Raw genomic sequence first — 20,976 nt, 5'->3', positions numbered from 1 at the left:
TGCAAATACCAAATGATTGATCGAACGATAGATACCTGTGGCGAGCGAGCTTGCTCGCCACAGGTCAGGGTCAGGCCAACGTTGCTGGAACTCTAGCTCAAGCCGATGACGGTGCATTGCACGCTTGAAGTCAGTTGCCTGACTTGTCTAGCCCGTCGGTTGCGGTGCGCCAGTCTGGGACGTGAATGAGGATGGAAATGATGGGATTCAACCGAACACCACCTGTTGCCAGTGGGTTTCGCTGATGATTGCGATGGGAACGCCGCTGTTTCGCAACTCCACTGCTTTCTTGATTTTCGTACCGTAGGAACTGTGGAGCCACTGCTCATTGCCAATGCTGCCCACCACCAGGAAATGGACTTTTTTACTAACAGAGTTTCCGATCACGCCTCCTCGTTCGAGTACGAGCGACTCGCAGTCTTTGCGAGGGCCGTATGCCATGACTCCTGTAAACAGGAAAACCCTGCCCTGCCAATCGAGCTCAGGAACCGGGTCGTTCAACGGCAGGCTGCTAACGCCTGTCGTGCGCTGAGGCGCCCCAATTGGAAGGCCCGAGAATTGATGCAGCATTTCCAATAGCTCGTTCGACTCATCTTCATCCAGCACACCGTCGCTCAGCATATTGGCGAGACGTTGATAAAGAATGTTAACGACCGGATCTTCAAGTTGTATCAGATGGGTCTCTATCCAAGTTTTGAGAAACTCGGCTTCCCTTTGGTTGATTTTTCCATCAGCCGTCAAGCCGGCGGTAATCCCGACCAATGCATCGGCAGAGCGTCGGTCAATACGTGCCTGGTGAAAGAAAATGCTTCGCTCGAATTCCTTATGAAGATCCATGCGTCCTGCTCCTTAACCTTCAGATTCCGTGGTCTGATTGATGTACTTCGCTTTGTCGGGCGTGAACGTAACCATCATGTGAGTACGCGAGCACGTTTTAGGGACCTCCTGCTCAGGATCAATATCCAGTTGCCAGTGCCCGACCAACCTCCCAACATTTGATCAAGCCTTTATCGTAGCTTTCCCACGTTTCGCTGCAGCTCAATATAGGTCGGATCGGTGTGCTTACATCTCTTTCTAGGCACAGGATCATATTCATTCCTTGAATATCAGGGCGCGTTAAGTGGCATCGGTATCGTTATAGGCCTCTCAGTGGTTGTCTATACACTCTTGCGCCAATAACCCCAGCACCCTCAGGTCATGCCGCTGGCCATTCCAGAACCCTGCGTCTCGTAATGTGCCTTCGGTTTTAAAACCCAGGCGTTTCAATAGCGCTAGAGAAGCAGTGTTCTGCGGGTGCACCAAGGCTTCGATGCGATGCAACTGCATATGCTCAAAGCCCCAATCGAGCATGGCCTGCAAGGCTTCGCTCATCAAGCCCTGCCCACGAGCAGCAGGTGCCAGCTCGCAGGACAAAGCGCAACTGTTCCAGGCGCGGTTCCACTTGAACAGGCCGCAGCTGCCGATCAACTTGCCTTGGTGTTCAAGGCCCCAACGTGTGCCTGGGTTTGGGTGGGTGCGCCACTGGGCGAACGTTTCGATCAGGGCTTCGGCCTGGGGGAGGTCAGTCATCGGGTCGGCGCCGAACCAGCGTATGCTCGCGGCATCCGCGTGGATGGCGAACAGCGCGGGGGCGTCGCTCACTTGCAGTTCTCGCAGGTGCAGGCGCGGGGTAGCGAGGGCAGGAAATCCGCTCATGGCGCTAGTGTCGCGAAAACCGGCTCGCGATCAATGATTTTGGCAAAGGATGCCACCCCACATCTACCTCCAAGTTTTCCGAGCAGTCTAACGACGGGACTGCCCATTGTGCACAGCCCACCTCAGGGTTGCCACACGGTCTTTTCCCCACTGAGCTTACGGTCCAAAAACGTCGCCGCACTGATCAATGCCAGGTGGCTCAGCGCCTGGGGCGTATTGCCCAGGTGACGGGCCTGGCTGTCGAACTCTTCGGCGTACAGGCCCAGTGGGTTGGCGTAGCGCAGCAGTTGTTCGAATTCCAGGTGGGCTTTCTCCACTTGGCCGGCGCGGGCCAGGCATTCGACGTACCAGAACGAGCACGCAGTAAAGGCGCCTTCGGTGCCTTGCAGGCCGTCGATCTGGCTGTCGTCGTTGCGGTAGCGATAGACCATGCCGTCACGCACCAGGCTTTTCTGGATTGCTTGGAGGGTCGACAGCCAGCGCGGGTCGGTGGCCGCGACGAAGCGCACCAGCGGCATCAGCAGCATCGAGCCATCCAGTGCGGTGCTGCCGATATGTTGCACAAAGTGCCCGCGCTCTTCGTTCCAGAAATTGCTCCAGATATCGGCGTAGATGGCCTGACGGGTCTGGTCCCAGCGTGCGAATGGGGCCGGCAGCGAGCGTTTGGAGGCCAGGCGGATTGCGCGGTCCAGCGCCACCCAGCACATCAGCCGCGAATGCAGGAAGTGATGCTGCTCGCCGCGCATCTCCCAAATCCCGACATCTTTCTGGTTCCAGATTTCGCAGACCTGGTCGGCCACTTCCACCGTGTGTTTCCAGCCTTCGTGGGAAATCGCCTCGCCATATTTGTTAACCAGGTACACCGCGTCCATCAGCTCGCCGTAGATATCCAACTGGATCTGGTCGAACGCCTCATTGCCGACGCGCACCGGCTTGGCGCCGCCGTGCCCGGTCAAGTGATCGAGTGTGGTTTCCGGCAGCTCCTGGCGCCCATCAATGCCGTAGAGGATATTGATTTTGGTCGGCTGGCCGCAGCAATCGCTGACTCGGCCTTTGAGCCAGCGCATGTAGCTGTTGGCTTCCTCGACAAAGCCCAGGCGCATAAACGCGTAAACGGTGAACGAGGCGTCGCGGATCCATGTGTAGCGGTAATCCCAGTTGCGTTCGCCGCCGGGTGATTCCGGCAGGCCGAAGGTGGCGGCAGCGATGATTGCGCCGTGTTTGCGTGAGGTCAAAAGCTTCAAGGCCAATGCCGAGCGGTTGACCATTTCACGCCAGCGCCCACGGTAATTGGATTGCGCGATCCAGCCGCGCCAGAACTTCAGAGTGCGTTCCAGGTACAGGTCGGTGCAGTCATTGGTGACGCGTGGGTCGTCGGCGCCACCGAGGACAAATTCGGCGCCTTCCTCCTGGCTCAGGCTAAAGCTTGCGACTGCCGCGTGGTCTTCGAGGTTCAGCGGATGGCTACCGACCAGGCGCAGGGCGGGCTGGCCGTCAGCCGTAAACAGCACGCCATCGTTATCGGCCTTGGCCTGCGTCGCTGCGCGGGCGTAGTCATGGCGCACGGCGCAGCGCAGGTGAAGGGTCGCTTTGCCACTGACCACACGCACGCGGCGAATCAGCAGCGGCAGTTCATCGACGTCTTCGCTGACGGTCAGCAGGTCGGTGATTTCTACCACCGCTTCATCACTCAGCCAGCGGGTTTGCAGCACATTGGTGTCGGGCAGGTAGATTTGCTCGCGACGTGCGTTGGGCAGGTCGGGGGTGAGTTGGAAAGCACCGGCCTCGGGCGAGTCCAGCAGCGAGCAGAAGATCGACGGGCTGTCGAATTCCGGCCAGCAGAAAAAGTCGATGCTGCCTTTGTCGTTCACCAGCGCTGCGCTACGCATATCGCCGATGATGCCATGGGCATCGATGGCGCTCTGTTGTTCATTCTTGAAATCAACCATTGCCACGAAACTCCGGATAAAGGCTCATGCCGCCATCAATAAACAAGGTGCTGCCCACCACGTAATCGGAGGCATCACTGGCCAGCCAGACCACCGCATTGGCCACGTCTTCCACATCGCCTACGCGACCGTAGGGAATCAACTTGAGCAGTTCTTTTTCAGCCGCGCCTTCAGTGGCCGCACGGTTAATTGCCGTACGAATCGCCCCTGGCGCAATGCCATTGATGCGGATGCGCTGTTCACTGACTTCCTGGGCGAGGGTGCGCATCAGCATCTCCACACCGCCCTTGGAGGCTGCGTAATTCACATGCCCGGCCCACGGGATGAGCTGGTGCACCGAACTCATATGGATGATTTTGCCGGCCGCCCGCGAGACGCCGTCGCGAATGCCTTGGCGATTGAAGATCCGTACGGCGGCGCGGGCGCACAGGAACTGACCGGTGAGGTTGACGCCGATCACGGTGTTCCAATCGTCGAGGGTCATGTCGACCAGATTGGCGTCTTTTTGCAGGCCCGAGTTGGCCACCAGAATGTCCAGGTGACCGAAGGCCTCAAGGGTCTGGGCGAACAGGCGCTCCACGTCGGCTTCTTTGGACACGTCACCGCCGATGGCAATTGCCCGCCCGCCGCCTGCGTTGATCTGCGCAGCGAGGGCTTCGGCTGGCGCCGCCTGGGAGTTGTAGTTGAGCACCACGGCCGCGCCGGCTTCGGCCAACGCCTTGGCTGCGCCTGCGCCGATGCCGGAACTGGCGCCGGTGACCAGGGCCACTTGTTGCTGCAAGGAGATCTGCATTGCCCACCCACCGTTCTATGAGAGTCCTTTGTGCTGACTGACACGTGTCGGTAGAAGTTCAGCAGTCGCAAATGGGTTTTTCGATTGAAGTGCTTAGGTTTTGGGAATAAAAAACACAATATAAATAATTAAAAGTAATTAATAAACCGCTAAAAATCGTTTGACAGGATTTTTCTCTAGGCGTCTTATAAGCACACCTAAATGTGCTCCGCTGGTAGTTCAGAAGTCATCGCGGATATACCTATAAGAGATGCCCATGTACCCATTGGCCTTTATAGGGGAACTACCAGTTCAGGAGGCTGCGCCTGTTCGCGTGGGCGTGCCTAAGTTAGTGATCTTCGACTGCGACGGTGTACTTGTACAAAGCGAAGAAATCACCCTGTCTGTATTGATCTCCCTGCTGAATGAACAAGCACGTCGTGACGCACCAGAGGCTACGGGACTTGACTTAGTAGAATTTATTGAGCGCTTTCGTGGGCGCAAGATTGCCGACTGCTTACGTGAAGCTGAACGGGTATTGAGTATTTGCCTGGACAGTCAGTTTGAAGAAGCTTTCCGTCAGCGTGCACGGATCGATTTGACGGCGCAGTTAAAACCTACCGATGGAATAAGAGAAGTACTGGAGGGCCTGACGCGACCTTTTTGCGTAGCCTCCAGTGCGCCCCGTAATAAAATAGAACACTGTTTACGTCTCACGGGACTGTTGTCTTATTTTAAGGGGCACATATTCAGTTGTTACGAGTTGGGGCGTTGGAAACCAGACCCTTTAGTATTTTTAACGGCGTGCGCTGCTTATAACGTCGACCCCCGTGATGCATTGGTTATTGAAGACAGTGTTGCCGGCATTCGCGCGGCGGTTGCGGCGAATATAAGCGTGTTGGGTTTTGGGCCCGTGGGCCGACATTTAATTTTGGCTGATGCCGGGGCGTTGCCTTTTTCCAATATGCGTGAATTACGCACGGCGCTAGCGTGATATGACTACTCAGGGAGGAGGCGTTGTGAAGACTTCAGGTTATACAGAGCGGCTAAAGGGTAATGATCAACGTTCGGAGGTCTGGTGGGATTCGTCGCCTGCCGTCTATGTGCCTTATAAGAAACACTTGCTTGAAAAATACCCGGCAGCGTCCGGCTGCATAGAGCAGTTAATGCCAGACACATTTTCGCAACCCGGTGGGTTCAGCAATGTGACGACAAACCCTCGACTGGTCACTGCGGTGATTCTTGAAAAACGCGAGTATTGGTTGTCGCGGTTTAATCTTGCCAAACTGGCGCCCCAAGAGTTGCGCAGGAAACTGTACGACGAAGTGATCGTGCAGGGGGCTGCGGACCTGAAGCAACGCTGGGTTCAATCCGGGCAGTGTGAAGGCTGGATTAGCGCTCAAGTTGATCCGGTCGATGTGCGCTGCGCTGAACGCATGACTGCCAGGGGAGTGGCGCTGCGTCAGTTGTCTGCGAATGTGATGGTGAAGGTCCCCGCAAGCCAGGAAGGCCTTACGACTGTCGAGCACTTAGTGGCGCAAGGAAGTTCTCTCAACATCACGTTCTGCTTCACTGTTTCGCAATTCAAGGCAGGCATCCAGGCAATAGAGCGTGGAAGGGTGACTGCACGCAGCAAGGGTGTTGACACAAGCCATTGCAAGTACGTGATCACGTTCATGATCGGCCGCTTCGCCTGTCAACCCGAGCTTGCGTTACAAGCGGCGGAGCGTGGCCTGACGCTGAGTCCAGAGGATCTGCGCTGGGCCGAGTTGCTGGTTTATGAGCAGATACAGGCGCTGGTCTCGGCGTCTTCCGTTCCAGTCAAAACCCTGCTTTCCAGTATAAAAGTCGATGTCGACGAGCGTGGAAACAAGCATTGCTGGCACTTGGAGAAGACCGGCTTGTCGGCGACGTGCTACACACTGACGCCGGAGGTGGTTGAGTTTTTGATTGAGCGCGAAAGTCGCGGTAAACCTGTATTTCCTGCAGGGGAACCCTTGAAGCCCCCGGCTTCGACGCTCGCGAAGTTGTTTCGTATTCCGTACTTCTGCGAAGCCTACTGCCTGGACGGCATTGAGCCTTATGACTTTTGCAATCATGAGGCTTTTATCAACACGTGCAATGAGGCCAACAGTGCGCACCGACGCTTGGCCGATTTTTGCACTCGACTCTGCCCCCCTGTGCACGCTTTCAGCCGCTCGCTCAGTGCGATCATGGCGGCCGAATACGGGGTGCTCGTATGAACAAGATGGTCGGGTTATGGGCGCACCCCCGTTCTCGTTCAACGGTGTTGGAGCGCGTGTTTATCGAGCGCAAAGACTTTGAAGTCTTCCACGAGCCGTTTGCTCATATGGCATTTTCTGCAGACTCTGCCATTCCTTCGGATGAATGGGATCATAGTTTTCCAACCACGTATCAGGGCATAAAAGAACGACTGGTCAAGGCCAGGGAGACGGCCAGCGTATTTCATAAAGACATGTGTTATCACTGCCTCGATGACTTAAAAGTAGACGTGGACTTTCTGGCGCAACAAGACAATATCTTTCTTATTCGGGAGCCCGCCAGCAGCATTCTTTCGCATTATCGAATACACCCCAACATGCCGTTGCAAGCCATCGGGCATAAAGCCTTGTATGAGATCTTTTGTGTGGTCACCAAACTCACCGGCAAAGTGCCCTATGTGATTAATGCTGATGACCTGGCGGCAGCGCCGGAGCGCGTGATTGGCAAACTGTGTGACTATTTGGATATTGAATTTCTGCCGCAAGCCATGGTGTGGAAACGCGAGTGCCCTCCGCAATGGAAAACCTGGCGAAGTTGGCACGTCGCCGCAGAAAACAGTGAATGCATTATTTCGTCGAGTAAGACTCAGCCCGATAAAGAGGTTCTCGATAATACGCCAGCGTTAAAAGCGATGTATGACTATCACCGGGTTTTTTACGCGCGCATGAACGAATTCTGTCAATAGGAAACAGGGCATGAAAAAATTGATTATTACCGGTGCCGCTAATGGAATTGGTAGGGCGACACTGGAACAGGCGATTGTTGATGGTTACTTTGTGATTGCCGTCGATAAGGACGTGGATGCGCTCAACACCTTGCAACAGACTTACAGTGCGAGTGTATTAGAGACACAGGTTGCCGATCTTTCCAGTGACGCTGTGATCAAGGGCTTTATTCCAAGCCTGTATGAGCGTCATGCCACTATCTATGGGTTAATTAATAATGCAGGGCTGTATCACGGCAAAAGCATTTATGCCTATTCCGATAACGAAGTGGATGAAATGCTTAACGTTAACCTTAAAGCCTTGGTTTACCTCTCCAAAGATTTCGCCGAACGCGAAATGAAGCACGAAGCACCGCGCAGTATCGTCAATATCACCTCAGTGGCAGGGGAAGTGGGCAGTTGTGATGCCCTGTACGGCGCCACGAAGGCTGCAGTGATCGGTTTGACCAAGGCCAATGCCTGGAACTTCGCCCCTTTTGTGCGGGTAAACGCGGTGTCTCCGGCACTGATTCACGACACGGCCATCTACGACACTATTCCTGAATATCGGCGGGCTGAATACGCGCGCCAGGAAATTCTTAAAGACCCCATCCTGCCCAGTGGTGTTGCTGAGGTCATTTTGCTGTTGGTCGGTGAAGGTTTTCGTCATATGACCGGCAAGGTTATCCCGGTTGATAACGGAGCCTACCCACGGTGAGCCAGCCCATACCGAAGAAAAAGTTGCTGTTGGTGGGCGCAGGTAATTTGTGCCTGCACATTCTCAAGATTCTGGCGCCCAGGAACAGGTTCGAGTTTGTCGTGCTGGGGCGCAACGAAGAAATGACCATCCGGATGTGTAACCTGGTGACGCTGTCGTGCGCACAACTGGAGCAGTATGTTGCTATCTCGCCAGTGATCGCGGACTTGACGGATATCGGCAGCGTTACCCAAGTGCTTCGGGAACATGCGCCGGACATCATCGTGAACTGCGCCTCGTTGCAGTCATGGAGAGTGATCACCGGGTTGCCCAAACACTCGTTCGAACAACTTGACCAGGCACAGTTCGGTCCCTGGTTACCCATGCACCTGACACTGATGCATGACTTGATGCAGGCAGTGAAGGCTTCCGGTATCGCGACCCTGACCGTCAATGCGGCCTTTCCTGACGCCGTCAATCCGATTCTGGCCAGGGTCGGTCTGGCCCCTGACATCGGGGTGGGTAATGTCGCCAACCTGATTCCGGCCGTGCGTTTCTCCATCGCGCGGTTGCTGAAGTGTTCTCCCGCTGACGTGGAGGTGATGCTGTATGCCCAGCATTATTTCAGCCACTACGTGCCACGGGGCGGACGGCCCCCGCGTGCCAGCTATCGCTTGTTGTATGAGGTTCGCGGCCGGCGCGAAGTCGCTCGTCTGTCCGATGAGGTGATTTTTTCTACGGTGAAATCCGAGTTTCGTCGCTTGGGCGGGGTTGATGGGCAGTTTCTAACCGCGTGTTCTGCGGTCACCGTGATCGAAGGGCTGTTCTCACCGACGCCGGTACTGGTGCACGCGCCCGGTCCGTTGGGGCTTCCAGGCGGCTATCCGGTCTGGCTTCAGGACGGACGCATCAATGTGCAGTTCTCCGACAAATGCCCCTACGACGACGCGGTGCGCCTTAACAGCATTTGCCAAAGCCACGACGGTATCGACGAAATCCATTGTGACGGCTCGGTCACCTTCAACCCCAGGTGCATGGCAATCATGCAGACGATGCTGGGGTACTCCAAGGACATCATGTCGGTTCGGCAGTCCGCGGACTGTGCTCGGGAGTTGGCGGGAAAGTACCTGTCTTTCAAGAATTCAATCGGCTAGGAGCGGTGTGCCATGAGTCAAATCCTGGGGTATGAACACGAGGAAGTAGCCAATTACTCAACTCAATATTCGCCAGACTTTGTCGAACGCTGGGACGCGTTGATTGATTGGGAAAAAAGAAAGGCCGGCGAGAAGGGGTTCTTTGAGCAGTTGCTGAAAAGTCACGGTGTGAGTTCGGTGCTGGATGTATCCACGGGCAGTGGTTTTCATGCCGTGCAACTCAAACAGGCAGGTTTCAAGGTGGTCGCTACGGACGGTAGCGGCACGATGTTGAAAAAAGCCCGGCAGAACTTCCTTGAACGTGAATTGGCTATTGAATCCCACCATATGGAGTGGCTTGACCTCGACCCGGACGTGCTGGGCACGTTCGATGCCGTAGTGTGCCTGGGCAGTTCACTGTGCCATGTGTTTGAGGCGCACGACCGCATGAGCGTGCTGCGCAAGTTCAGGGCATTGCTCAAGCCAGGCGGTGTGTTGATTGTTGATCAGCGTAATTTTTTTGCTATCCGCGCGGGCAACTTCAAATCCAGCGGCAATTATTATTACTGCGGGGCCAGTGCGTCGGTCAGCCTGGGAAGGGTCGATGCACAGGTGTGCGAGTTCATTTACGACTTTGAAGATAAACACCGCTACAGCCTGAAAGTGTATCCGTTATTACCCAAAGAACTGGCCGACGAGATTCAGGCTAGCGGCTTCTCTGCCCATGAAGATTACGGTGATTTTCAGCGTGACTTCGACAGGATGAATTGTGATTTTGTCATCCACACCGCCCGCGCCGTGTGAGGGCGTCATGATGAGCACACTCGTACAGAATAATTCTCGCGCGCTGGACAGCGTGGTGCTGGCAGTCGTACTGACAGGGTTTGTGGCCAGTACCTATGGGTTCGGCGTTTACTTGTTCGCCAACCTGGTCGTTGATATGCGCCGAGATATCGGCTTTGACTACACCACTGTGGGCTTGATCACCGGCGGCGCACAGATCGGCTTCCTGCTGTTTTCTTCGGTCACCAGTTACATCAGCCGTTTTTTCGAAGGTTGGAAAATCAGCCTGGTATCCACCGTGGTGACGTCTCTGGCCCTGCTGGGCTTGAGCGTCAGCGACAGCATTTGGTTGTCGGGTGGGTTGTTGATTTTGCTGGGAGGGTGCTCCGCTTCGGTTTACATCCCGCTGGCAGAAATCGTCACCAAGGGTTTCAGTCCAGGTAATCGCTCCCGGGTCATGGGGCTGATCTCCAGTGGCACCAGCTATGGCGTGTTCATCAACGGGTTACTGGTGTCGTTTCTCACCTTGCAGGGTGGCTGGCGCTCGATCTGGTTGACCGCCGGCCTTGTGTCATTGGGCCTCTGTTTCGTGGCCTGGTTTCTGTTGCGTAACATGGGGGCGGAGCAGGCGGCTGGTTTTTCAGGTGAGCGCTCGCGGTCGCTCGATGGCCACACGCCATGGCTGAGCCGTTCGCTGTACCTGATCTGGGGCATCGCCTTTCTCAATGGGATGGCACTGCTGCCGTTTCAGACTTACCTGGCACCTTACCTTCGCGATGAATTAGGCGTTTCGGTACAGGACGCAGGGTTTATCTGGACGACGATCGGCGCTGTGGGGATGGCGTCGGGCTTTTTGGTGGGGTGGGTTGCGGACAAAGTGGGTGCCAGGGCGGCCTTGGCCATTTGCTTTCTGAGTGCGGGTCTGGCAGCCATGCTGGTGTTCAGTTTTAACGCTATCGCGTTGTTCTATTTGGCGGCTTTTTTGTTTGCGCTGGCGTTCTACCCTATCTTCGGGCTGGTCCCCAGCTATATCGGACAAATCGTTCCGGTCAACCGGCTGACGCAGGCATTTGGCATTGCCAATGTGCTGATTGGCCTGGGTGGCGTGTGCGGTAACTTTCTGGGCGGACTGTCCAAAGACCTGACAGGCTCGTTCGCGACAGTCTATTGGGTGGTTTCGCTGCTTCTGTTATTGCAATGCGTGATGGTGTTCATGTTGGGCAAACAGCCTGTTTCGCTGACGGAGGGAGAACGGTCATGAGCTATTTTGCACAGGGCCCACAACAGAATTTGCATGAGTTTGCGTTCAGCCACGCGCGTGCCGAACAGTCACTTATGAAGCAAATACCTAGGGTCATTTGGATGACTGGCCTTTCTGCCTCCGGGAAATCGACCATTGCCGATGCGCTGGATATTGCCTTAAGGGCCCAAGGCCGGTTTACCTGCATCATTGACGGCGATTCGGTACGCAGTGGGCTTTGTCGTGACTTGGGGTTTACCGACAGTGATCGGGATGAAAACATTCGGCGGGTCGCTGAGGTGGCGGGTTTGATGGTGGAGGCGGGACTTATCGTCATTGTCGCGCTGATCTCGCCGTCATCGGCCAGTCGGCATTACGCGCGCTCGATTATTGGCAACGACCATTTTGTAGAAGTCCACGTGGATGCCCCACTGGCAACTGTCGAACAGCGGGACCCTAAAGGTTTGTATAAAAAGGCGCGATCCGGGCTGCTCAAGAACTTTACGGGTATTGATTCGAACTACGACACTCCGCTGTTTCCTGAAGTGCATCTGCAGACCCACGTGTTTTCGGTTGAACAATCGGTCGGGATCATTCTTGATTGGATGGCGCGTGCGCAGGCCCCTGCTTAGCCATTGGTCTTCCAGCTACGGGGTGACGACTTCGACTCCAAGAAACGAGGTATTCTCTGCCAAGGCAGAGCGTGCAGGTTTTTCGGGAGTTGGAATGACACATTTCACGGGCACTGCAAAATCAATCCGGCTGATCGGCGGCGCCCGGGTATTGGATTTTATCAATACCACTAATGGGCGCAGGCCGTATTCCACACTTAAGGTGACGGAAGAGCGGCTCACCAGTTTAAAGTTCTTCATTGAGTGGGCATTACACGCCTCTTTGCTTTCTGAGCAAGAGTACGATGCATACTCGCCTATGGTGTTTGACTCGCCTATATCCTTCCAGCCAGACCTGGACGCTGTTATTGCATTCCGAGAGCGTCTGTACGGCGTCTTCCACAACCTGTCATTACGCCAGAACGTCACCGATGAGGCATTACAGCAGATCAATCTGCACTACCAACAAGGCGCGGTGTGGCGAGTATTGCGCTCCATTGACGGGATGCCCGCATGGGGTTGGCGCACCTGCGCATCTGCGCAGGAGTTGACGTCGATGCTGATCGCACGCCTGGCAACAGACGCGACGCAACTGCTGGTATCGAGTGAACTTCACGCGTTGAGGTGCTGCAGTTGCGCGGATTGCGATTGGATATTTCTCGATCTCTCCAAAAGTAAACAACGTAAGTGGTGCCAGATGAGTGTGTGTGGCAGCCGAGAGAAACTGAGCCGACTCAAACAGGCGGCCAGTCATCTTTAGTTGCAACGCAGTAAGGCGAGCGATGGGAAGCAATTGCTCCGCTTAATAGGAAGCATTACTATTCACGCCCCCGCCTCCCAGTGCTCACGCGATGATTCCTCAGCCGCCCCGCAGAACAGGCTTTTTCGAGCATTACGAAGAGTTGATCGGAACCTGGACACGCCGCCTGAGAAACCGTCAGCAGGCCGAAGACCTGGCTCACGACACCTTCGTGCGCGTGCTTGAGTCGCGTTCGAGCGACGTTGAGCAACCGCGCGCCTATCTGCATCAAACGGCGCGCAACATTGCGGTGGACGCTTACCGTCGCGAAGACCGGCGTGAGGCGCTGGCATTGGACGCCTTTGATCAGCGTTCGCCCCACAACGGTGACCCGGAGCATGTCATGCACGCGATCCAATTGGCGGACTCCATCGAGCGGGCCTTGGCCGAGTTGCCGCTTAACTGTCGTAAGATATTTATCTGGCAGAAAATCGAGGGCCTCACCCAGCAAGAAATCGCCGTACGCCTGGGCCTGTCTAAAAACATGGTGGAAAAGTATATGATCCGCACCTTGCGGCATCTGCGCGACCGCCTGGACGGGATGGCCCCATGAGCTCTGCCCGTTTTGAAACAGGATCTTCCACGATGGATAGCCGTGCTCGCGACGAAGCCGCGCAATGGTTTGTACGCCTGCAAAACGCCGAGTTGAGCCCCGAAGAACAACAGCGTTTTGAGGCGTGGTGTGACGAGCAGCCTGAGCATCAGTACGAATTTGAAGTGCTGCAAGGCCTGTGGAGCGCCGCCGACCTTGTGCCCACGGCGCGCTTGCAAGCGCTGTGCGAGGCCCCGGTCGAACGCCCCAAACGTCGCGCTATTGTGCGTTACGCCGTGGCTGCCAGTGTGGTGGCCATCGCCTTGGGGCTTGGCCTGTTCAGCGGGCTTGATCATCCCAAACCCTATAGCGCTGAGTTCAGCACGCGCTTGGGCGAGCATCGCCAAGTGGCATTGCCCGACGGTTCAGTGATGGACCTGAACAGCCGCAGCGTGGTGGCGGTGCACTATGAAAAGGGCCGACGCGGCGTAGAAATCAAACAGGGCGAAGCCATGTTCAGCGTCGAGCACGACACCCGCCGCCCATTTGTGGTGGCCGCCGGGGCAGGGCAGGTGACGGTCACCGGCACGCGTTTTGATGTCCGCCGTGATGACGACCAGACCCGCGTGGTGGTCGAGGCCGGCACGGTCAAGGTGCAGGGGCGTGCGTCGGATCAGATCGTGATGCTCACGGCAGGGCTGGGCACGCATGTCGATTCTACCGGGCAAGTCGTTACGGCGTATGCCGTGAATGCTGATGAGCTGACAGCCTGGCGCACGGGCAAGTTGGTGTTCAACAACGCCACCCTCGGCGAAGTCGCGCGGGAAGTATCGCGCTATCGCGAGCAGCCGTTGCGGGTCAACACGGCGGCGGTGAGCAACCTGCGGCTGACCAGCGTGTTCAAATCCAGCGACACCGACGCCTTGCTCAAAGCGCTGCCACATATCCTGCCAGTGGCCGTACGAGCCTTGCCGGACGGCAGTCAGGAAATTATTTCACGCTGATATTCAGGTTTTTTTCGAGTTCTTCGTCTTCTTCTGCAACTGCAACTGGTTTGCATTAACAGTCGCACACTCTTGCGATCACAGGACTAGGTTCGACGTGAAAAAACTTGTCGTGAACAACAATAAAGTCTCCCGTTGGGCGCCCCTGGCGCTGGCGCTTGCGGTCAGTTCCGCCCTGCCTGCGGCCTCTGCGGCCGACGGCATCCATATTCGCTCGCAGCCGCTGGGCGCTGCTCTGAGTCAACTGGGCCAGCAGACTTCCCTGCAAGTGTTCTTCAGCCCTGACATGGTCGCGGGCAAGCATGCGCCTGCAGTGGACGGCAACCTGTCTCCCGAGCAGGCTCTGCGCCAATTGCTCCAGGGCAGCGGCCTGGATTACCAGATCGATGCCGGTTCCGTGACCCTTCGCCCACTGCGCAGCGGCACGGGGGAAGCCGGCTCGCCGGTGGAGTTGGGCGTCACTGACATCAAAGTGGTCGGCGACTGGCTGGGCGATGCCAATGCCGAAGTGGTGCAGAACCATCCGGGCGCACGTACTGTGATCCGCCGTGAAGCCATGGTGGAGCAGGGGGCGATGAATGTCAGTGACGTGCTGCGCCGCGTCCCTGGCGTGCAGGTGCAAGAGGCCAACGGCACCGGTGGCAGCGATATTTCCCTCAACGTCGGCGTGCGTGGCCTGACCTCGCGCCTGTCGCCGCGCTCCACCGTATTGATCGACGGTGTGCCGGCGGCGTTCGCTCCGTATGGTCAGCCGCAACTGTCGATGGCGCCGATTTCTGCCGGTAACCTGGACAGTATCGACGTGGTGCGCGGCGCAGGTTCTGTCCGTTATGGGCCGCAGAACGTCGGCGGCGTGATCAACTTCGTGACACGCGCGATTCCTGAGCAAGCCTCGGGCGAAGTCGGCACCACCCTGGAAACCTCTGCCCACGGCGGCTGGAAACACGTCGACAATGCCTTTGTCGGCGGTACTGCCGATAACGGCATGGGCGTGGCGTTGCTGTATACCGGGGTAAATGGCAACGGCTACCGCAACAGCAACAACTCCAACGACATCGACGACGTGATCCTCAAGACCCACTGGGCGCCGACCGATCAAGACGATTTCTCGCTGAACCTTCACTATTACAATGCCAACGCCGATATGCCCGGCGGCCTGACCCAGAAGCAATTTGACGCCAACCCGTATCAGTCGGTGCGCGATTGGGACAATTTCAGCGGCCGTCGCAAGGATGTGTCCTTCAAGTACCTCCGCCAGATCGACGACCGTACCCAGGCCGAAGTGCTGACCTATTACATCGACAGCTTCCGTGGCAGCAACATTGCCAACCGCGACCTCAAGACCATCAGTTCCTACCCGCGCAGCTACTACACCTTCGGCATCGAGCCGCGGATCTCCCATGTGTTCGACGTGGGCCCGAGCACCCAGGAAGTCAGCGTCGGTTATCGCTACCTCAAAGAAGGCATGCATGAACAGGCCAGCAGCCTCAATCTGGTCAACAACGTGCCGACGCCGGGTGGGCAAAATGACGGGCATGTTTACCAGGATCGCACTGGCGGCACCGTCGCCAACGCGTTCTACATCGACAACAAAATCGATATCGGCAAGTGGACCGTCACGCCGGGCATTCGCTTTGAACACATTGAAACCAACTGGCATGACCGCCCGGTGGTTGCCTTGAACGGTGTGCGCACCGTGGAAAAGAATCGCAAAATCAATAGTAACGAGCCGTTGCCGGCGTTGAGCGTGATGTACCACATTTCCGATGCCTGGAAAGTCTTCGCCAACTACGAAACCTCATTCGGCAGCCTGCAGTACGCGCAGATCGGGCAGGGCGGTCGCGTCAACCAGGCGGCTGACGGCCTGAACCCGGAAAAAGCCAAGACCTACGAGATCGGCACACGCTACAACGACAGTGTCTGGGGCGGCGAAGTGACGCTGTTCTACATCGACTTCTCGGATGAGCTGCAATATGTGAGCAACGACGTGGGTTGGACCAACCTCGGCGCCACCAGGCACCAGGGTATCGAAACCTCGGCCCACTACGACCTGTCGAACCTGGACCCACGCCTCGATGGCCTGACTGCCAACGCGGGCTTCACCTACACCAAGGCGACTGCCGAGGGTGATGTGCCGTTCAAGGGCCGCGACCTGCCGCTCTACTCCCGTGAAGTGCTGACGGCGGGCCTGCGCTACGACATCAATCACTGGACCCATAACCTGGACGTCTATGCCCAATCCGGTCAGCGTGCGCCGGGTACTGGCACCACCTACATCACCCAGGGCACCGCCGATGGGCAGTACGGCGATATCCCCGGTTATGTCTCGGTCAACGTGCGCAGCGGGTATGACTTCGGCGCGCAACTGTCGAACCTGAAACTGGGTGTGGGCGTGAAGAACGTCTTTGACCAACAGCACTACACGCGATCCAGTGACAACAACGCCGGGTTGTACCTCGGTCAGCCGCGTACGTTCTTCGTGCAGGCGAGCGTCGGCTTCTGACCGACCGTTTGTAAGAAAAATCGCAGCTCAAGGGCTGCGATTTTTTTTGACTTGTTTTTCAAGGTGCTCACCAAGCTGCCCGGGCCCGGGCAGGAACTGTTTCCGCGCGTTTGCCACACAGGTTGTAACCAGCGACGTTGATCGTACTGGTCGTTTTCAGACGCTGAACCAGGGGCCAGACATGACTTCACCTTCGTTTCAATCCGGCCAGACCGATGGCCGGTGCACCTTTGATGGCTGGCATGAAGTTGCTTGCTCGACATCGTCAAGTAAGGAAGACACCTGCGCAGCCTTGTCGACGGTATACGCCACCGAAACGCTGCGAATGAAAGCATTTGTGGGTCAAAAAAAATTCCAGGCGCCCGTCGCAGATGATTTTGCCCGCGGGCTGCATGCGTCAGGGCCTGCCGACAACGCTAACGCTCACTGCTTGAGGCGCCCCATTTTTCGCTGGGCTGCGCTGATCAATGGCCTCTGCTCCCGGTGGCGTGGGCAAACACCTGGGTGATCCAGTGTTACATGCTGTTATTGGGATGCTCCTGCTGGCCGGAACTATCGCGTGGCGCTAACCACATATCGGTTGCTTGCTGCCCAGAGGGCGAATCGATGATTCGGGCCACTCTGGTACTGACTTTCAGGCAAGCATGGATCTGCAAAAGGCGAGAGATGAAGCATGAAGATTGAGGGTGCAATACTGCGCGCGCAGCCAATCGGCCTGGGCGGGCCAGAGGTAGGTCGGGTTTCATCGTCCCGCGTTTTTCATTCGCCCGGCGATGAGTCATTCGCAACGCGGGAGTTGCCGTCGCAGCGACCCATGTTGTGGCGTGGAGGCTTGTCTTCGCTGCGCCAGCAGGCGCTGCAAAATGCACCCACGGCTCGCGCCAACACCACACCGCCAGGTCCGAGTTCCACTGATAGCCAATTGGCGGGCGAGCTGGAGAAACACTTTGGCGAGCTGCACGGTTTTTTAAAAGAAGGCCGCTTGACGCAGGCGTCGTTGCGCCAGATCGCAGCTCAAACCTTGAGTGGAGAGTAAGGTGCGCGACCGTATGATCCTGCTGGTCAGGGAAATTCTCAACCGCCCGCTGCTGAACGACGCGATCATCGACGGCGCGGGATACATCACCCGCGACAGCCTGAGCGCAGCCGCTGCAGCGTTGCTGGGTAACAGCTCCCCTGGCGCCTTCAGCCAGGACCCTTTTCATGATCAGGGCAACGCCGAGGTCGTAATGGCTTTGCAAGGCTATTTCAAACAGTTGCGGGACATACCCAAAGACCGCACGGTATTTTTTGAAGCGCTTGAATACGTGGAAATAACCCAGCTCAAAATCGTGATGAGTGATCCTGACGACCTCGATTCGCAGGGCCGCCCCCTGTTGGAGCCCGCTACTGGGCTACCGAGGAAAAAGTACAGTGAACACTGCGTCTACACCGCCAAAAATATCATTGAGCGCCCAGGCCTGCTGCGTTCGCTGGAGCGTGCCAACAACATGCGTTTGCTGGGGCGTCCCAGGCATGAGGGTTGGCTTTGTAACAAAAGCCTGGAACGCTGGCTGGAACAATACGAAGCGCACAAAGCCAGATAGCCCATGGCCTTGTGCGGTGAGCTTGTTACACCTTGAGAATTTTACCGCTGATGGCCACCCCGGCCAGCAGCAGCGCAATCAGCACAAAGGCCGTGCTCAGGCTACTGCCGTGGGCGATAAACCCGATAACTGCAGGCCCAGCGAGAATACCGGCATACCCCAGCGTGGTGATGGCCGGCACGGCGATATGTTCCGGCATGACCGTTTGTTTACCGACGGCGGTGTACAGCACCGGTACGATATTCGAGCAGCCGGCGCCCACCAAGGCATACCCCAACAGCGCCGTTTCCCAGGCCGGCAATAATGTCGCGAGCAACATGCCGGCAGTCGCCAGCGCGCCGCCAATGACGATCACGCGGGTGGCGCCCAGGCGGCGGACAATCGAATCACCGGTCAGGCGCCCTGCGGTCATGGTCAAGGCAAACGCCGCGTAACCCAAGCCTGCGTAAGCTTCATCCAGACCGCGTTCTGCATTGAGAAACACCGCGCTCCAATCCAGCACGGCACCTTCGGCCAGGAACACGATGAAACACAGGCAGCCGATAAACAACACCACACCGTGCGGCACGGCAAACGCCGGGCCTGAGCTTTCGCTGCCGTAGGGCAGTAGATGAGGCCCGGCCTTGAACAATGCAAGCGCCATTATGACGATCACCACCAGGGTCGCCTGCAACGGCGACAAGCCCAGCCCCAGCAACCCGGCAACCCCTGCTGCGCCGACGATGCCGCCAAGGCTGAACAACCCGTGGAAGCCCGACATCATGGTTTTGCCGCTGGCACGTTCAACGATGACCGCCTGCAGGTTGACCGTCGAATCCACAGTGCCCAGGCCCCCACCGAACAGGAACAGCCCGGCGATCAGCAAGGGGATTGAACTGACCGTGGCGAGCATCGGCAGTGCCAGGCAGATCATGATTGTGCCGGCGGTCAGCACCCGGCGGCAGCCGAAGCGTGAAGCCAGGGCGCCAGCCATCGGCATGGCGATGATCGATCCGACGCCCAGGCACAACAGCAACAGGCCCAGCGTGCCTTCATTGAGGTTTGCCCGTGCCTTGGCGTAGGGCACCAGCGGCGCCCAGGCCGCGATACCGAAGCCGGCGATGAAAAAGGCAATGCGGGTCGACATTTGTTCCAGCCGTCCGGGAACCACGGGCGCTGGGGTGGGGATGGCAGTCATGAAAAATCCTTGGTTTTGCGTTCAACGAACGATGTCCGGCGCGACATCCTTGCACATCATGCCCTGTCGAGCGAGCCGGGTTCCCTTGAAGAGAGGGGCTGACACGCAGGTGCAGGTTTATTGTTACAGCAGCGGAACGTCATGGACGGTGGCGACCACACAGAGGCTATCGGATTGTTGGGCGGTGGTCTGGAAGGTGCGTAATCTGCGTGAAAACGGATGAACCCCAGGTTTTTGCGTTGGATTACCACCTTCCAGTCCACTTCCCACTGCGCCGGTTTTCTGTAATACGCTGCTACCAAGTGTGTAGGCAATCGGAGAAATTTTCCGGTGAATTTTCTTGGGAAGGTGTCTCGATGACTCTGTTCTATGACGCGCGGGGCAATATTTACGGTGTGGCCAGCCCCGACTACCTACGCAGCAGGGGCATTGCCGTGCCTGAATGTGCCGACCGCGCTGCCAGCACTCGAAAAGAGTGGGCAGCATTGGCTATCGCGTCGGAGTGTGAATGGGGCACGTTACCGCGTGCGGCCACTCCCAAGGCACACCGCTGCGATGGTTTGCTGGTCGGGCCGTTCCAGTCTGCGCCGCCGTTTGACGTGTTGATCGTCAATACTGATGGCACGCTCGCCGAACGCAGTGGTAACGGGTTGACGATTTTTTCCCAGGCGCTGACGGATCAAGGTTTGATGACGCAAGGGTGTGAGTTGCAGGTGCATCACGACAAGCAGGATTCAGTCTCTGTGCTGGTGACCTATTCACAACCGGCGATCTTTGAACAGGTTGCAGGCTTCTGGCTGGCCTTGGGCCGGCCGAGTTTCGGGCCAGCAGCGGTGGCCGCTACCGGTACTGGCGCAGCAACATTGGGGCAATGTGAGTTCAGCCATGTGGCTGCACTGGCGGCGATTGACCCGCAATGGGCCGTCAGCCAGTTCGTCCGTGTGGGCAATCCTCATTGTGTGACGCTCGTCGAGCACGCACAGGCCTTGCCGGACAATCAGTCGATGCACCAGCCCGCACTGTTTGAGTCGTTACGGGCCATTGCATTTGCACCGCCAGGTGGGCGCGGCCAACCTTGTTTGGCGGGGATCAATCTGCAATGGGCCGCACATGCTTCGGGCAATCGGGTCATCGCGCGGGTATTTGAGCGAGGAGAAGGCCCCACCGCGTCCTCGGGTACCAGCGCGAGCGCAGTTGCCTGCGCGGCATGGCGCGCGGGTTGGGTTGACGCCGGCGAGGTGGCTGTGGTCATGCCAGGTGGCACAGTGCCGGTGCGTTTACAGTGCCAGGCCGAAACGCTGCTGAGCGTCAGTCTGTTCGGGACTGCATGCGTGCAAGCCTGAAGGCGCAGAAGTGGCTGATATCTTGAATGCGTGTCAGCCGTTTCTTTATCGGTTAGTTGTGTGGTTAAAGTTGGCGTAAGAAGTTTCTTGTTGTTGAATGCTACTAAATTCTGCGAATTTATTATTTTGTAAAAGACACGTCCTACCACGTTGTGCGAAACGTCTT

The 20,976-nt window shown here is 57.1% G+C and carries 20 protein-coding genes and 1 pseudogene; 15 read left to right on the top strand and 6 right to left on the bottom strand.

What is annotated here, in order from left to right; translation table 11 throughout:
* Positions 1–207 precede the first annotated feature (207 nt).
* From ACQY47_RS04715 to ACQY47_RS04695, 5 genes and pseudogenes are all read right to left on the bottom strand, one after another.
* Positions 208–837, bottom strand: coding sequence for a BRCT domain-containing protein (locus ACQY47_RS04715; RefSeq protein ID WP_428556147.1), 630 nt, complete (start codon positions 835–837; stop codon positions 208–210).
* Positions 838–849: 12 nt separating this feature from the next.
* Positions 850–1,090, bottom strand: a pseudogene (locus tag ACQY47_RS04710) (hypothetical protein).
* Positions 1,091–1,146: 56 nt separating this feature from the next.
* Positions 1,147–1,695: a GNAT family N-acetyltransferase gene (locus ACQY47_RS04705; RefSeq protein ID WP_428556144.1), complete on the bottom strand. Its 549-nt coding sequence runs from the start codon at positions 1,693–1,695 to the stop codon at positions 1,147–1,149.
* Between the two features lie 122 nt (positions 1,696–1,817).
* Positions 1,818–3,644 (bottom strand): glycoside hydrolase family 15 protein, encoded by a 1,827-nt coding sequence (locus ACQY47_RS04700; protein ID WP_428556141.1) that lies wholly within the window; start codon positions 3,642–3,644, stop codon positions 1,818–1,820.
* The gene (locus ACQY47_RS04695) at positions 3,637–4,437 is read right to left on the bottom strand and encodes a glucose 1-dehydrogenase (protein WP_099550083.1); all 801 of its coding nucleotides are present in this window, start codon (positions 4,435–4,437) and stop codon (positions 3,637–3,639) included. Before ACQY47_RS04695 ends, ACQY47_RS04700 begins: the two co-directional genes overlap by 8 nt.
* Positions 4,438–4,693: 256 nt before the next feature.
* On the opposite strand from ACQY47_RS04695, the gene ACQY47_RS04690 reads away from it, so the two are divergent.
* The 14 genes from ACQY47_RS04690 to ACQY47_RS04625 all read left to right on the top strand — a co-directional run bounded on the left by ACQY47_RS04690 (position 4,694) and on the right by ACQY47_RS04625 (position 18,290).
* Positions 4,694–5,410, top strand: coding sequence for an HAD family hydrolase (locus ACQY47_RS04690; protein WP_428556137.1), 717 nt, complete (start codon positions 4,694–4,696; stop codon positions 5,408–5,410).
* Positions 5,411–5,435: 25 nt separating this feature from the next.
* On the top strand, positions 5,436–6,659 hold the full coding sequence (locus ACQY47_RS04685; protein WP_169987022.1) for a transaldolase family protein: 1,224 nt from the start codon (positions 5,436–5,438) through the stop codon (positions 6,657–6,659).
* Positions 6,656–7,384 (top strand): sulfotransferase family protein, encoded by a 729-nt coding sequence (locus tag ACQY47_RS04680; RefSeq protein WP_099550082.1) that lies wholly within the window; start codon positions 6,656–6,658, stop codon positions 7,382–7,384. Before ACQY47_RS04685 ends, ACQY47_RS04680 begins: the two co-directional genes overlap by 4 nt.
* A 10-nt stretch (positions 7,385–7,394) precedes the next feature.
* Positions 7,395–8,120, top strand: a complete 726-nt coding sequence (locus ACQY47_RS04675) for an SDR family oxidoreductase (protein WP_017135316.1) — start codon at positions 7,395–7,397, stop codon at positions 8,118–8,120.
* Positions 8,117–9,253 carry a hypothetical protein gene (locus ACQY47_RS04670; protein ID WP_428556132.1) on the top strand — a complete coding sequence of 379 codons (1,137 nt, stop codon included), beginning with the start codon at positions 8,117–8,119 and terminating at the stop codon, positions 9,251–9,253. The genes ACQY47_RS04675 and ACQY47_RS04670 overlap by 4 nt, the downstream gene beginning before the upstream one ends.
* Before the next feature lie 12 nt (positions 9,254–9,265).
* Entirely contained in the window at positions 9,266–10,036 is a 771-nt protein-coding gene (locus tag ACQY47_RS04665) for a class I SAM-dependent methyltransferase (protein ID WP_428556129.1), read from the top strand.
* 10 nt (positions 10,037–10,046) lie between these two features.
* Positions 10,047–11,276 carry an MFS transporter gene (locus ACQY47_RS04660; RefSeq protein WP_428556126.1) on the top strand — a complete coding sequence of 410 codons (1,230 nt, stop codon included), beginning with the start codon at positions 10,047–10,049 and terminating at the stop codon, positions 11,274–11,276.
* Positions 11,273–11,887, top strand: coding sequence for an adenylyl-sulfate kinase (gene cysC / locus ACQY47_RS04655; RefSeq protein ID WP_017135312.1), 615 nt, complete (start codon positions 11,273–11,275; stop codon positions 11,885–11,887). Before ACQY47_RS04660 ends, cysC begins: the two co-directional genes overlap by 4 nt.
* Before the next feature lie 94 nt (positions 11,888–11,981).
* Positions 11,982–12,626 carry a CGNR zinc finger domain-containing protein gene (locus ACQY47_RS04650; RefSeq protein WP_428556122.1) on the top strand — a complete coding sequence of 215 codons (645 nt, stop codon included), beginning with the start codon at positions 11,982–11,984 and terminating at the stop codon, positions 12,624–12,626.
* 91 nt (positions 12,627–12,717) lie between these two features.
* Entirely contained in the window at positions 12,718–13,218 is a 501-nt protein-coding gene (locus ACQY47_RS04645) for a sigma-70 family RNA polymerase sigma factor (RefSeq protein ID WP_428556119.1), read from the top strand.
* A gap of 32 nt (positions 13,219–13,250) precedes the next feature.
* Positions 13,251–14,201 (top strand): FecR family protein, encoded by a 951-nt coding sequence (locus ACQY47_RS04640; protein WP_428556116.1) that lies wholly within the window; start codon positions 13,251–13,253, stop codon positions 14,199–14,201.
* Between the two features lie 97 nt (positions 14,202–14,298).
* On the top strand, positions 14,299–16,704 hold the full coding sequence (locus tag ACQY47_RS04635; protein ID WP_177034964.1) for a TonB-dependent siderophore receptor: 2,406 nt from the start codon (positions 14,299–14,301) through the stop codon (positions 16,702–16,704).
* 814 nt (positions 16,705–17,518) lie between these two features.
* A complete protein-coding gene (locus ACQY47_RS04630) occupies positions 17,519–17,740 on the top strand; it encodes a hypothetical protein (RefSeq protein ID WP_099550076.1) in 222 nt (73 codons plus the stop codon).
* A gap of 13 nt (positions 17,741–17,753) precedes the next feature.
* A complete protein-coding gene (locus ACQY47_RS04625) occupies positions 17,754–18,290 on the top strand; it encodes a type III secretion effector protein (RefSeq protein WP_178110951.1) in 537 nt (178 codons plus the stop codon).
* 25 nt (positions 18,291–18,315) lie between these two features.
* On the opposite strand, the gene ACQY47_RS04620 is transcribed toward ACQY47_RS04625, so the two are convergent.
* The gene (locus tag ACQY47_RS04620) at positions 18,316–19,467 is read right to left on the bottom strand and encodes an MFS transporter (protein WP_017135306.1); all 1,152 of its coding nucleotides are present in this window, start codon (positions 19,465–19,467) and stop codon (positions 18,316–18,318) included.
* A 356-nt stretch (positions 19,468–19,823) separates the two neighbouring features.
* Here ACQY47_RS04620 and ACQY47_RS04615 point away from each other — a divergent pair, with 356 nt between their 5' ends.
* Complete coding sequence (locus tag ACQY47_RS04615) at positions 19,824–20,810, top strand: diaminopimelate epimerase (protein ID WP_099550073.1); 987 nt, start codon at positions 19,824–19,826, stop codon at positions 20,808–20,810.
* The last annotated feature ends 166 nt before the right edge of the window (positions 20,811–20,976 follow it).

The sequence above is a fragment of the Pseudomonas edaphica genome, from assembly GCF_965277385.1.
GTDB lineage: Bacteria > Pseudomonadota > Gammaproteobacteria > Pseudomonadales > Pseudomonadaceae > Aquipseudomonas > Aquipseudomonas edaphica.
This window is presented reverse-complemented; position numbering and strand designations above follow the sequence as displayed.